This is a genomic window from Vibrio breoganii (assembly GCF_024346795.1).
In the GTDB taxonomy this organism is placed as follows: Bacteria; Pseudomonadota; Gammaproteobacteria; order Enterobacterales; family Vibrionaceae; genus Vibrio; species Vibrio breoganii.
Map to the genome: position 1 here is coordinate 1,990,602 of NZ_AP024864.1, position 14,132 is coordinate 2,004,733.

Annotated in this window: 12 protein-coding genes; 8 read left to right on the forward strand and 4 right to left on the reverse strand. The window is 44.1% G+C overall.

Features of this window, described 5'->3' with window-relative positions:
- Positions 1-28 precede the first annotated feature (28 nt).
- The 3 genes from gloA to OCU35_RS09260 all read left to right on the forward strand — a co-directional run bounded on the left by gloA (position 29) and on the right by OCU35_RS09260 (position 2,609).
- Positions 29-445 carry a lactoylglutathione lyase gene (gene gloA, locus OCU35_RS09250; protein ID WP_017027028.1) on the forward strand — a complete coding sequence of 139 codons (417 nt, stop codon included), beginning with the start codon at positions 29-31 and terminating at the stop codon, positions 443-445.
- A 160-nt stretch (positions 446-605) separates the two neighbouring features.
- Entirely contained in the window at positions 606-1,250 is a 645-nt protein-coding gene (gene rnt / locus OCU35_RS09255) for a ribonuclease T (protein WP_102367126.1), read from the forward strand.
- A 33-nt stretch (positions 1,251-1,283) separates the two neighbouring features.
- Entirely contained in the window at positions 1,284-2,609 is a 1,326-nt protein-coding gene (locus OCU35_RS09260) for a Na+/H+ antiporter family protein (RefSeq protein ID WP_065598935.1), read from the forward strand.
- A 109-nt stretch (positions 2,610-2,718) separates the two neighbouring features.
- Here the strand turns inward: OCU35_RS09260 and grxD are convergent, their stop codons facing one another.
- Positions 2,719-3,048 (reverse strand): Grx4 family monothiol glutaredoxin, encoded by a 330-nt coding sequence (gene grxD / locus OCU35_RS09265; RefSeq protein ID WP_017027025.1) that lies wholly within the window; start codon positions 3,046-3,048, stop codon positions 2,719-2,721.
- Positions 3,049-3,389: 341 nt separating this feature from the next.
- Between grxD and sodB the strand changes: the two genes are divergently transcribed.
- From sodB to OCU35_RS09280, 3 genes are all read left to right on the forward strand, one after another.
- Positions 3,390-3,974, forward strand: coding sequence for a superoxide dismutase [Fe] (gene sodB / locus OCU35_RS09270; protein ID WP_017027024.1), 585 nt, complete (start codon positions 3,390-3,392; stop codon positions 3,972-3,974).
- Positions 3,975-4,322: 348 nt separating this feature from the next.
- Positions 4,323-5,000: an SDR family oxidoreductase gene (locus OCU35_RS09275; protein WP_017027023.1), complete on the forward strand. Its 678-nt coding sequence runs from the start codon at positions 4,323-4,325 to the stop codon at positions 4,998-5,000.
- A 73-nt stretch (positions 5,001-5,073) separates the two neighbouring features.
- A complete protein-coding gene (locus OCU35_RS09280) occupies positions 5,074-5,964 on the forward strand; it encodes an amidohydrolase family protein (protein ID WP_261825245.1) in 891 nt (296 codons plus the stop codon).
- Between the two features lie 265 nt (positions 5,965-6,229).
- On the opposite strand, the gene adhE is transcribed toward OCU35_RS09280, so the two are convergent.
- Positions 6,230-8,902: a bifunctional acetaldehyde-CoA/alcohol dehydrogenase gene (gene adhE / locus OCU35_RS09285; protein WP_102360239.1), complete on the reverse strand. Its 2,673-nt coding sequence runs from the start codon at positions 8,900-8,902 to the stop codon at positions 6,230-6,232.
- 603 nt (positions 8,903-9,505) lie between these two features.
- Here adhE and OCU35_RS09290 point away from each other — a divergent pair.
- The gene (locus tag OCU35_RS09290) at positions 9,506-10,147 is read left to right on the forward strand and encodes a YchE family NAAT transporter (RefSeq protein ID WP_065209621.1); all 642 of its coding nucleotides are present in this window, start codon (positions 9,506-9,508) and stop codon (positions 10,145-10,147) included.
- Between the two features lie 195 nt (positions 10,148-10,342).
- Positions 10,343-11,191: an ion transporter gene (locus tag OCU35_RS09295; protein ID WP_102430900.1), complete on the forward strand. Its 849-nt coding sequence runs from the start codon at positions 10,343-10,345 to the stop codon at positions 11,189-11,191.
- A gap of 566 nt (positions 11,192-11,757) precedes the next feature.
- On the opposite strand, the gene asd is transcribed toward OCU35_RS09295, so the two are convergent.
- Complete coding sequence (gene asd, locus OCU35_RS09300) at positions 11,758-12,876, reverse strand: aspartate-semialdehyde dehydrogenase (protein ID WP_261825917.1); 1,119 nt, start codon at positions 12,874-12,876, stop codon at positions 11,758-11,760.
- A gap of 181 nt (positions 12,877-13,057) precedes the next feature.
- Complete coding sequence (gene yejK / locus OCU35_RS09305; RefSeq protein WP_017028635.1) at positions 13,058-14,059, reverse strand: nucleoid-associated protein YejK; 1,002 nt, start codon at positions 14,057-14,059, stop codon at positions 13,058-13,060.
- Positions 14,060-14,132 lie beyond the last annotated feature (73 nt).

Consider the following 14,132-nt stretch of genomic DNA (forward strand, 5'->3'; position numbering starts at 1 on the left):
CATTTCACAAATACATTAAGGAACAATCATGTCTCAAGGTCGCGTACTACACACCATGCTTCGCGTGGGTGATTTAGATAAATCTATTGAGTTCTATACCAAGGTAATGGGTATGGAGCTATTGCGTAAGAACGAAAACAAAGAGTACGAATACACCCTTGCCTTTGTTGGGTTTGGTGATGAATCACAAGGCGCCGTCATTGAGTTGACCTACAACTGGGGTACGACAGAGTACGATCTTGGCGATGCATTTGGCCACGTGGCTATTGGTTATGAAGATATCTATGCCACTTGCGATGCTATCAAGGCAGCCGGCGGTAACGTCACTCGCGAACCTGGTCCAGTAAAAGGTGGCTCAACACATATTGCCTTTGTTACTGACCCTGATGGTTACAAGATAGAACTTATTCAGCGAGAAAATGCGTCTGCGGGTTTGAACGGCTAAGCAACTCTCAGATAAGTAAACACGTTTGCAAGGGCTGTAATTGTCGAAAGAAAATTACAGCCCTTTTGTCATATTTAGACTCAGGAAAATTAATGTATGGGTTTAGAAAACCTTATGAATCTGTAATAATGCTCCCCTTAATCCATATGCTTTGCTTGTTATGACTGTAGAAAATGAAGCTTTGACGCTAAAAAAACGATTTAGAGGGTATTTCCCTGTGGTTATCGACGTAGAAACCGCTGGTTTTAATGCCTCCACTGACGCGTTGCTTGAAATATGCGCAGTAACCCTGGCTATGGATGAAAACGGAGACTTGCACCCAGCGAGTACCCTGACTTTCCAAGTAGAACCATTTGAAGGAGCGAATTTAGAGAAGGAAGCACTCGAATTTATTGGAATGCGTGACCCTTTCAGCCCGTTGCGTGGGGCCATCCCAGAATCAGAAGCACTGAAAGAGATCTATAGACTGGTCCGTAAAGAACAAAAGCAAGCCGGTTGTAGCCGAGCGATCATCGTGGCGCACAATGCCGCCTTTGATCATGGCTTTGTCTCTCAGGCTAGTGAACGCTCCAAATTGAAACGCGTACCGTTTCACCCCTTTGCCACTTTCGATACTGCGACTCTTAGCGGCCTAGCTTATGGCCAAACCGTTTTAGCCAAAGCATGTAAAGCTGCCGAGATCGAGTTCGATAATAAAGAGGCACATTCAGCCCTTTACGATACACAAAAGACCGCTGAACTATTTTGTAAAATTGTCAACAAATGGAAAGCCCTAGGCGGCTGGCCAATGCTTGACGAAGAATAAACACAAACACAACTAATCAATTAGAGAAGTATAATGAATCCCGTTGTCATTTCCGTTTGTATCATGCTGCTATTGGCATTGATGCGCGTTAACGTCGTTGTTGCGTTAACTTTCAGTGCCATTGTTGGTGGACTTTCCGCAGGCATGAACATTACCGACACCATTGCTGCCTTTGAAGGTGGATTAGGTGGCGGTGCAACCATCGCTCTTAGCTACGCTATGTTGGGTACCTTTGCAGTTGCTATCTCAAAGTCAGGCATCACTGACCTATTGGCACAAAGCGTTATCAAACGTATCAATGGTCAAGAGAATGCCACAGCCTCTACCGGTCTTAAATACGGTGTATTGGTTGCTCTTATCCTAATTACTATGTCATCGCAGAACGTTATCCCTGTTCACATTGCATTTATTCCAATTCTTATTCCGCCTCTACTTGCAGTGTTCTCAAAGCTAAACATTGACCGACGCATGATTGCGTGTGTGCTGACCTTTGGTCTTGTCACTCCATACATGATTCTACCAATTGGTTTTGGTGGCATATTCCTAAACAACATCTTGCTTAAGAACCTGAACGACAATGGCCTTCAGAACATCACTGCCTCTGATGTACCAATGGCAATGTTGTTGCCTGCACTAGGCATGATCACCGGTCTTCTTGTCGCTATCTTTGTAAGCTACCGTAAGCCTCGCACTTATAAAGAAACTGAGATTACTCACGTAGACGCAGAGCCAAGCCACATTAATAAGAAGCACATTCTTGTTGCTGTAGTCGCTATCGTCGCGGCACTTTCAGTGCAGCTTTACACTGGCTCAATGATCATCGGTGCACTAGCGGGCTTTATGGTATTTACCTTTGGTGGCGTTATTGCGTGGAAAGAGACGCAAGATGTGTTTACTCGCGGCGTGCACATGATGGCAATGATTGGCTTCATCATGATTGCAGCGGCAGGTTTTGCTGCAGTGATGAAAGCGACAGGTGGCGTAGAAACTCTGGTTGAAGCTCTGTCTACTTCTATTGGTGACAACAAGCCTCTAGCGGCACTATTAATGCTGATTGTTGGTCTTCTAGTGACTATGGGTATTGGTTCTTCATTCTCAACTATCCCAATTATCGCAACTATCTATGTGCCACTAGCCACTGCATTTGGTTTCTCGCCAATGGCTATCGTTGCTCTAGTCGGTACTGCAGCAGCACTGGGTGATGCAGGTTCTCCGGCTTCAGATTCTACTCTGGGTCCAACATCTGGTCTTAATGCCGATGGACAACACGAGCACATCTGGCAAACCGTGGTTCCAACCTTCATCCACTACAACATCCCACTGATCATTTTCGGTTGGGTTGCAGCGATGGTTTTATAGCTTCAGGTTTTATAGTTGGGTTCTCTAACCTAGCTCTAGAATAGAAAAAGGCTTCCAATTGGAAGCCTTTTTAGTATTTGTGCTCTGTAGTTTCAAAGCAATGCGAAAATTATTCGCTAGCTGAACGTTGAGCCGCTTGCTTAATAAGAGGCTGAAGTTCGCCTTTCTGGAACATCTCGATGATGATGTCACAGCCGCCGATCAACTCGCCTTCAATCCACAATTGTGGGAAAGTTGGCCATTGTGCGTAAGCTGGAAGCTCAGCACGGATATCTGGGTTTTGCAGGATATCAACGTATGCAAACTTTTCGCCACACGCCATCAATGCTTGAGACGCTTGAGAAGAAAATCCACAGCTAGGAAGCTTAGGTGAACCTTTCATGTAAAGAAGGATGGTGTTTTGTTCGATCTGCTGTTTGATTTTGTCTAGGGTTTCCATAGCGGTCCTCGGATCCATGTACTCTATATAGTATTCCGTTATTTTACCTTACTAGCTTAGAATAAAAACCATAAACTAAATATGGTTATTGTTGCGAAAGTAGGCAAAAGTTGGCGTACGCGCATTCTGTTGGTTACGAAATATTATAAATTTGTTGCCTAACCTTTTATTAGTATAAAAAATTGATAGAATGCAAACGAAGTTAGAGAACTAATTTGCACAGCGGTTCGTAATACTACCGACCCTGGCACATGCATTTGATGAGAAATCTCTTATCGAGTGTAATTTGTTACTACATTGGAAGCTTAGGGCTTAGCCCACATAAATGGAGAACCGAGCAAATGGCATTTGAACTACCAGCTCTTCCTTACGCAAAAGACGCGCTAGAACCACATATCTCTGCTGAGACTCTAGATTTTCACCACGGTAAACACCACAACACTTACGTTGTTAAGCTAAATGGTCTGATCCCTGGTACTGAGTTTGAAGGTAAAACACTAGAAGAAATCGTTAAAACTTCTACTGGTGGTGTATTCAACAACGCAGCACAAATCTGGAACCACACGTTCTACTGGCACTGCCTAGCGCCAAACGCAGGTGGCGAACCAACAGGCGCTGTTGCTGACGCAATCAATGCAGCATTTGGTTCTTTTGAAGAGTTCAAAGCTAAATTCACTGATTCTGCAATCAACAACTTCGGTTCTTCTTGGACTTGGCTTGTTAAGAACGCAGACGGTTCACTAGCAATCGTTAACACTTCAAACGCAGCGACTCCTCTAACAGAAGAAGGTGTTACTCCTCTTCTAACTGTTGACCTATGGGAACACGCTTACTACATCGATTACCGTAACGTTCGTCCAGAGTACATGAATGGCTTCTGGGCCCTAGTTAACTGGGACTTCGTTGCAGAGAACCTAGCTAAGTAATTAGTTGATTTATAATGAAAAGGCTGCCTATTTAGGCAGCCTTTTTTGTTTGTAGTAGGTGATTATGCACTAAGCATGATAACTCATACAAATTTCTATAAGTTCTTGCCGCCTCTGTCATACAAACTGTGAGCTACTCCTTAGTTCAAGTAATCCCCCATCATAAACACAAGAAATCACCACCTTGTTCACATCTTATTCACTATATTCGATCGTATAACTATGAGTCAGACATGGCTCTTAGATCCAACTAGCGGATTCATTTATAGAGGGCTATTAAGCCCTCTATTTGTCACTGCGGTGATCAGTAGTTTAAATTTAAGCTCTGGAAAAATCAGGTGGTCAACAATGGTTATTCACAATTCCGTGGTATTAATTACCTCGGCTGGAACGATACTTGGAAGGACTCTTGCCCTTCACTTTGCCTCTCTTGGTGCAAAGGTTGTCATTACAGACAAAAATGCATCACTCCTCAAAGGCACGTACAGAGAATGTATAGAGTCTGGCTTTAATGTGTGTACCTATGCCCTACCTGACGATACCCAGCATAATGTCGATGATATGTTTAGCTACATTGAGAGCTTCTACAACCATGGTGTTGATATCCTGATCAATAACTGGGAAAACCACCCATTACCGACTCTGGTGAGCCCGACTCCAGCAGAAGAGTTTAGTGCTCAATTCTCTCACCTTGTTCAGTCGCTATTCAGTTGCGGACACGCTTGCGCAGAACAAATGCGTAAGAACCACCAACAAGGGGTGATTGTTAATATTCTGACTAATGAACGCTCCGACTCTATCATTGGTACCGAAAGCACCAGCTCTATGGTCAGTGGTCTAACAAAGAGCTGGGCTAAGGAACTCAATCCCTTTGATATTCGCGTTGGTGGGATCTTGCCTAGCGTGCATCACTCTCGTCATGACGACTATCAAAACAGCTTTGCGAACATTCGAGAAGAATTGATAAGAAACACTGAGTACATAGTGTCAAACGACTCGTTCAACGGCCGTGTGATGTCATGGTAAATCAATGATTTATCTTAAGTAATAGAAGTTCTATCCTCTATACTGAATCACACGGATATTCAGCTATATTACCATGACCAAACAAAATTTCTCATCAGGCGAAAACATTCCTTTTACCACTAGCAAGGCGTCTCTATCCCTTGCTGTACCTGAGGGTAGCTGTGACTGCCACCATCACATCTTTGACCCCGATAATTTTGCTTATCGCGCCGAAGATACTACTAACATTCCCACTGCCACTGTTCCTATGTACCAACAGTTACAGAACATAATTGGTTTTTCGAGAAATGTAATCGTGACCCCTTCTGCCTACGGTACTAATAACCAATGCACCCTAGATGCGATGCAGCAACTTGGTGATGGCGCTCGAGCTGTTGTGACTATCGATGACAGCTTCTCTTTTTCTCAGCTACAAGAAATGGATCGACTGGGTGTATGCGGGATTCGGTTTATGATCACCGAGTTCAAACACTTAGATTTAGACTTGATTCAGCGCTGCGCAGAAAAAATCGCGCCGCTCAACTGGCATATTTGCTTTTGGATAACCGCAGACATGATTGTTGCGATGAGAGATCTGCTGTTTTCTTTACCTTGCGATGTGGTATTTGACCATAGAGGGCACTTACCCGCTGGAGAGGGACTGAAGCACCCTGCTTTTGAGATTATCTGCCAGCTCATGAACGCAAACAAAGCTTGGGTGAAGGTATCGGCGGCTTATCACGATAGCGAATCAGGCTCACCAAGCTTTGCTGATACCCTCGCTATTGGTAAGGCCTATATAGCGACCAACCCCAACAAAATCCTATGGGGTACAGATTGGCCACATCCAAGTGAAACCATTGCAGGAAACCCAATGCCTGATGATGTGCATTTATTGAACCTGTTATCTGTGCAGACAGACAACGACGCAACGCTTATCCACAAAGTGCTAGTGGATAACCCTAAGAATTTATATCGATTTTGATACCAATCGTACTAAATAACTGGTCAGCCTAGCTGGTTAAAATACTCGATAACTTCGTTAGAATTTTTGATTGTAGAATAACTACTTATCGAAAAATTCTGCCTTGTTCTTGAGTATTTTTCCTTCGCTATTTCTGAACACTTACATAGTGTGATTGGTATAATCTTCTTCTTTTCGAGCACACATAAAAAATCCCAGCACCTTTCAGCGCTGGGATTTGTCTATTCAGTGTGGGCTCTTTCAAGCCCACTATTCAAGAATCGAATTACTTCGCTTTAGCTGGCTTTTGGTCAGCTTTTTTCTTGATTACTGTAGTACCTTCGAACGTTTCACCTTCAACGAATGCAGTACCGTGGTAAGCAGCCATTAGAACTTCTTTTAGCTCTGTGATTAGAGGGTAACGTGGGTTAGCACCAGTACATTGGTCATCGAACGCTTCAACCGCTAGCTCATCAAGCTTAGCAACGAAGTCTGCTTCAGAAACACCCGCTTCTTTGATTGACTTAGGAATGTCTAGGTCAGTCTTAAGCTCGTCCAACCAAGTTAGAAGACGTTCAATCTTCTGAGCTGTACGGTCACCTTCTTGGCTTAGGCCTAGGTGGTCTGCAACTTCAGCGTAACGACGACGTGCTTGCGGACGGTCGTACTGAGAGAATGCAGTTTGCTTAGTTGGGTTATCGTTCGCGTTGTAACGAACAACGTTAGAGATAAGTAGTGCGTTAGCAAGACCGTGTGGCAAGTGGAACTCAGCACCAATTTTGTGAGCCATTGAGTGACACACACCTAGGAATGCGTTCGCAAATGCAACACCAGCGATAGTTGCTGCGTTGTGTACTTTCTCACGAGCGATTGGGTCAGCAGCACCATTCGCGTAGCTTGAAGGTAGGTACTCTTTAAGCATCTTAAGTGCTTGTAGAGCTTGACCGTCAGAGTACTCGTTCGCAAGAACAGAAACGTAAGCTTCTAGTGCGTGAGTTACTGCATCGTAACCACCGAACGCTGTTAGAGACTTAGGCATGTTCATTACAAGGTTCGCATCAACGATAGCCATGTTTGGCGTGATTTCGTAGTCAGCTAGTGGGTACTTAGCACCTGTCTTGTCGTCAGTAACAACAGCGAATGGAGTAACCTCTGAACCCGTACCTGAAGTTGTAGTAATACATACAAGCTCTGCTTTTTGACCCATTTTAGGGAACTTGTAGATACGCTTACGGATGTCCATGAAGCGCATCGCTAGTTCAGCGAAGTGCGTTTCTGGGTGCTCGTACATTACCCACATGATCTTAGCCGCATCCATTGGAGAACCGCCACCTAGAGCTAGGATAACGTCAGGCTGGAAGCTCTTCATTGCTTCAGCGCCTTTCTCAACAACAGATAGTGTTGGATCTGCTTCTACGTCGAAGAATACTTGAACTTCGATGCCTTGAGCTTTAAGTAGTTTAACTACGTCATCAGCGTAACCATTGTTGAATAGGAAACGGTCAGTAACTAGGAATGCGCGTTTCTTACCTTCTAGATCGCTAAGAGCGATTGGAAGGCTACCACGACGGAAGTAGATAGACTTAGGTAGTTTGTGCCACAACATGTTTTCAGCTCGCTTCGCTACAGTTTTCTTGTTGATAAGGTGTTTAGGACCTACGTTCTCAGAGATAGAGTTACCACCCCAAGAACCACAACCTAGAGTTAGAGAAGGTGCAACGTTGAAGTTGTAAAGGTCACCGATACCACCGTGAGTGGTAGGGATGTTGATTAGGATACGTGCAGTCTTCATCTTGTCACCGAAGTAACGGATACGGTCTGCGTTAGTATCTTGGTTAGTGTATAGGCCAGATGTGTGACCGATACCGCCAATCTCAACCATAGTTACTGCTTGAGCAACAGCGTCTTCGAAGTTGTCAGCACGGAATAGGCCTAGAGTTGGAGATAGTTTCTCGTGTGCGAACTCGTCGTCGTAAGAAACCTTACCTAGACCTTCACCTACTAGAACTTTAGTGTCAGCAGGAACTTTAACACCCGCCATTTCAGCGATTGCTGGAGCAGGTTGACCTACGATCTTAGCGTTTAGGTTGCCATCGATAAGCAGTACTTTACGAACCTTGTTCGCTTCAGTTTTAGACAGAACGTACGCTTTATGAGAAGCAAAACGCTCTTTAACTTCGTCGTATACTTCGTCAACAACGATTGCAGCCTGCTCAGAAGCACATACTACGCCGTTATCGAACGTTTTAGACATAAGGATAGAAGCTACAGCACGCTTGATGTCTGCAGTTTCATCGATAACTACTGGAACGTTACCCGCACCAACACCGATTGCTGGCTTACCAGAAGAGTAAGCTGCTTTAACCATGCCTGGACCACCAGTAGCAAGGATAAGAGCGATGCCGTCGTGCTTCATTAGGCCATTAGATAGCTCAACTGAAGGCTGGTCAATCCAACCGATGATGTCTTTTGGAGCGCCCGCTGCTACTGCTGCATCTAGAACTAGTTTAGCTGCATCGTTAGTAGAGTTTTTAGCACGTGGGTGTGGCGAGAAGATGATGCCGTTACGTGTTTTAAGAGAAATTAGAGATTTGAAGATTGCAGTAGATGTTGGGTTCGTTGTTGGAACGATACCACAGATGATACCAACAGGTTCTGCGATAGTCATTGTGCCTAGGTTGTCATCTTCTTCTAAGATGCCACAGGTTTTTTCGTCTTTGTATTTGTTGTAGATAAACTCAGAAGCAAAGTGGTTCTTGATCACTTTATCTTCAACAATGCCCATGCCAGATTCCGCAACTGCTTGTTGAGCTAGTGGAATACGAGCGTGGTTAGCTGCTAGAGAAGCCGCACGGAAGATTGCATCAACTTTTTCTTGAGAAAAAGTTGAGAACTCTTCTTGAGCCGCTTTAACGCGAGCTACTAGAGCGTCCAGTTCAGCCATATTAGTTACAGGCATAATTATCTCCTAGATATTTTAAATTAAAAACTTTTTAGTAAGGTTTGTTCGTTAAACAACACAACTTAGTAAATAGCTTTCACAGACGAGTATATTATTTCACTCTGCGAATAAAATTGATTCAGATCACTTAGTTTGAAAGAACTACCACCAAATGGTTATTAGCTAAGCTAATTCTAAATGCCATATTGTATGACAAATACACCAATCTGTGACCCTGATCTCATCCATGAAAGTACATCTATTACTACGTAATTAAAATTCCATTACGTCATAAATTTTCAAATTCTGTAGGCCGTCTAAAACGTGCCAGACCCTAGTATAACCATTGTTGGGTATAGGACAACGAGAAATTTTACTAGGCTTTTTATTTTTTATCCTTCTTTATAAGATCGTACTACTCTTTTCTTTTAGCATAAAAAACACACTGCATCATTCTCGCTAAACACCAAAATTCTCGCATTAGTTTATCTAATGGCAAATGCACTATGATTTAGAAAACTTCAGGTGAATACTTGAAAGTTTCACTGGCGTAATTTCTCGTCCTTGATTAAAGTAGCGCGGAATTTTCTTACACCCTGTTTTTCTTATTAAGGCTCGCTAATGCAAGGTATAAACGTTGCTGTATATCTACAGTTTTTTGTTGGCTTATTTGCCATAGTTAACCCTGTGGGCATCATGCCGATTTTCGTGTCATTAACGAATCATCTCTCTCCAGAAGAACGCATTAAAACGGCCTCAACAGCGAACATTGCTGTAGCGGTAATTTTGATTGTGTCTTTGTTTGCAGGTCAGATGTTGCTTGATGTGTTTAGTATCTCTCTAGACTCATTTCGTATTGCAGGTGGCTTACTTTTGGTCAGCATCGCCTTTGCCATGATGAACGGCCAATTGGGTGAGCAAAAACAAAACAAGCAAGAAAAAGCAGAGAGTATTAGTAAGGAACAAGTGGGCGTAGTTCCACTAGCAATGCCGCTAATGGCCGGACCAGGTGCGATCAGTTCGACCATCGTATTTGGATCAAATCACACAGGTCCAATAGATTATGTAGCGGTCACCATTACCGTAATCGTGTTCTCTTTTTGCTGTTGGGTGTTGTTCCGCTCTGCCCCTTTCATCGTACGTTTTTTAGGGCAAACAGGAATCAACGTCATCACACGTATCATGGGTTTGATTTTGGGTGCGCTGGGCATAGAGTTCATTGCAAACGGAATTGGCGCGCTATTCCCTGGCTTGATGAGCTAAGCAGTTTCTGGAAATACATCCGTATTCGTACAAAAAAGCACCTTTGAGGTGCTTTTTTTGTTCTAGTTAAACAAATATGTACTCCAGGTTTCTTTTTCGAGCTGCCTTAAATCTACGTGCTATCCTATTGTTATTACTGATTTAAGTTAATTTGATATGCCGCATCCAGAACATACTTTTAGATACAGACTTTATGTGATCATTTTTCGTACCGATACGCCCCTAGGTCGCTGGTTCGATATCTGTTTGATTGCTTCCATCATCGGCTCTTTGCTGGTGTTGATCATGGGCTCTGTAGAATCGGTAAGTCAAAGGTGGGGAACGCAGCTTAATTATCTTGAAATCCTATTCACTGCCCTCTTCACCGTAGAGTACCTATTGCGCCTGTATTGCTCACCTAAGCCTTGGGCTTACGCTAAGAGCTTCTACGGCTTCGTAGACCTTATGGCCATCTTACCCTTCTATATAGCACTGCTAGTGCCAAACGCGCATTTCCTAGGGGTTGTAAGGCTGCTGAGGGTAATGCGCATCTTCAGAATCTTGAAATTGGTTCAATACATTCAAGATTCCAATGTCATCATGCGCTCCCTTTGGAACTCTAGACGTAAGATTTTTATCTTCTTTAGCATGGTGGCCATTTTGGTCACTATCTTTGGTGCGTTGCTCTACATCATCGAAGGCCCAGAGAACGGCTTTACCAGTATTCCGACCAGTATTTATTGGGCTATCGTAACCATCACCACTGTTGGTTACGGCGACATCTCCCCAGTCACCACATTAGGCAGAGCAATAGCATCGCTGACCATGCTACTCGGTTACTCAATTCTGGCGGTACCCACCGGCATTATTACCGCAGAAATGAGCCAAGAGGTTAAACAGCAGAAAAAAGTTTATCGAGACCATAGAGATCTTGTGATGTGCCCAAATTGTATGAAAAACGACCACGAACCTGATGCATTTCACTGTAAACACTGTGGCAGTGAACTCCCAGAGCATGAAGAACGCGTTGTGAAGATCACAAACAGGACTAGTGATTACGATTGAGAGAAGTGCAGTGATAGCTGTTGATTGACTAATACCAAGTCCCGCACCCTCTAAGATTCCAGCTCAAGGCTGGAATGACGTGGTCATCATGATCACCACAATAGTTAAACTTATGTCGTCCCCGACGTCTTTTATCGGGGACCTTTTCAATAGAATCACGAATAGGTAGATTCCCAATAGAAGCGCTCGGGAATGACAAATGATGACATCTAAGAGTGAAAACACCATAGAAACAACGTCATACTGACGAAAGCCAGTATCTTAAAGTGCACACGCCTACCCAGTACCACCTAAGATTACAGCTCAAGGTTGGAATGACGTAATTTGGTCGTGCTCCAAGTCTTGTGTCGAGACTCAAACGTGTGACATTACTTCAACAAAACAGCGTCATACTGGCGAAGGCCAGTATCTTAGAGCGCACACGCCTAGACCTGCACCACCCAATACTCCACCTCATGGCTGGAATGAAGCTGTTTACTTCTGATAGCTGATAGCTGACAGCTTTCAGCTGAAATAAAAAAAGCGCCCCGTAGGGCGCCTTCAATTCAACCAATACAATATCGCTATTAAGACTTCTCAGCCAGAATAATACGCAGTGTACGACGTAGTGGCTCTGCAGCACCCCACAATAGTTGGTCACCAACAGTAAAGGCATTCAAGAAGTCATCGCCCATCGCCATCTTACGCAGACGACCAACAGGAACAGACATAGTACCTGTCACTTTAGCTGGAGTAAGCTCTTGAGCTGTGATGTCACGCTCGTTAGGAATCACCTTAACCCAGTCGTTGTGCGTACCAATGATCTCTTCGATTTCATCCATAGGTACGTTTTGCTTAAGCTTGATAGTCAGCGCTTGTGCGTGACAGCGCATTGCGCCGATACGAACACAGGTGCCATCAATCGCAATCGGGTTGCCATCTAGACCAAGAATCTTGTTTGCTTCAACGCCCGCTTTCCACTCTTCCTTGCTTTGGCCGTTTTCGCGTTTAACGTCAATCCAAGGGATCAAAGAACCCGCTAGCGGAGCGCCAAACTGCTCTGTAGGGAAAGCGTCAGAACGGATAGTCTCTGCAACCTTACGATCGATATCTAAAATAGAGGTTGCTGGATTGGCAAGCTCCGTTGCAACAGATTGCTGCACTACGCCCATTTGAGAAATCAGCTCACGCATGTTTTTCGCACCCGCGCCAGAAGCGGCTTGGTACGTCATTGCGCTCATCCATTCAACAAGACCTTTCTCATACAGACCGCCCAGCGCCATCAGCATCAAGCTTACTGTGCAGTTACCACCAACAAAGGTAGAAGTCCCTGAATGAATGCCTTGTTGGATTTGCTCAAGGTTCACAGGGTCTAGAGTAATGATGGAGTCATTGTCCATGCGCAGTGTAGAAGCCGCATCAATCCAGTAGCCTTTCCAACCCGCTTGTTTTAGCGCTGGGTAAACTTTTTCTGTGTAGCTGCCACCCTGACAGGTAACAATGGCATCCAACTGCTTAAGGCTTTCGATATCAAAAGCGTCCTGCAACATACCAGCATCTTTACCTGCATAAACAGGAGCTGGGATACCCACCTGAGAGGTGCTGTAGAAAACTGGCTCAATCAGATCAAAATCGCGCTCTTCTACCATTCGTTGCATTAAAACTGAGCCAACCATACCGCGCCAGCCAACTAAACCTACTCGCATCATCTCTATACTCCATGTAATTTTGGGAATGCACTGAAAATTATCGCCAGTGCTAATCAAATTTTATTGCTGTCCTTCATATTTAAAAAAGTTGAGGCGAATGACAAGAATTTTTATGCATAAAGTGCAAAAAAAACGCAACCTCGAGGGTTGCGTTGTCTTAACTGCTTGTTTTTAAGGGTTAACCCTTTCTTGTGAGCTGGTCACGTAGATTCGGTGGCGTCCCTTTGATCGTTAACGTATCCGTTTCTGGATCATAGAAAACGCGTTCGCCCATTAGCATGGAATCAAAGCTGATATTCAGACCACCACCTGCGCCAACGAACTTAGTTAGCTTGCGCACAGCGGCTCTATCGCCAGGAAAACTCTCTTCTAGTTCGTAGCCTTGCTCTTCGGTAAAATCAGCAAAACTGGTGCCATCATCGCTTTTTGGTAGCTCTTGCGACAGTTCACGAACCTCTACCTCATCACCTGCTTTGATCTGCTCGTTACAGTAGTCTGCAACTTGCTTGCGGTAAGAGTTAGCATCGTCTTTCTCTAACTTAGCATCCGCTACAAAGTCGTCCACCGCTTGCATCAACACTAAGTTTTGCTGTTTCGTGTCCAAACCCGTTTCAGCTTGCAGGAAATCCAAGAAGAAATCCGATACCTTGCGCCCTACTCGTCCCTTGATAAAAGTAAGCGAGCGGTTCGAGTCGCTATCCGTTTGATACGTAGACAAGTCGATACGCGCCGCGATATCCATCTTCGAGATATCCAGGTAATCCGTAGCACTAATATCCAGCCCTTCAGTGACCTTCAGGCTTTCATTCGAAGGGATAAGCGCAATAAACAAGTAGTCCGTGGCTAAAGATTGATAGTGAGCTAATACTAAAAACCCTTCTTCAGCGAAAGAATACTTGCTGATCTCAGAGATCAGTCGCTTGGCACTATTTTGTGAGAAAGTGTAAAAGTCGAGATCGTCAGATAACGTATTGTCTAACCAAACTTTGAACTCGCTCTCATCTGAGAAGGTTCCAAAGCCTTTTCCTGCCTTTGCATTGAACACTCGATGCAATTCGGCGACTAAACTTTCAGTAGATGCGTCATTAGCTAGGGCCGATTCACGGTAGTTAACCGTTAGCTGTTGCTCAGAATCTTTAACTAATTGATGCAAAATGACATTAGATAATTGTAAACTCATAGGAGATTTCTATCTCTTGTGATTTCAGTTGTTATTCAGAGTAGGTTATCATAAGCCGTTTACACTATCATTA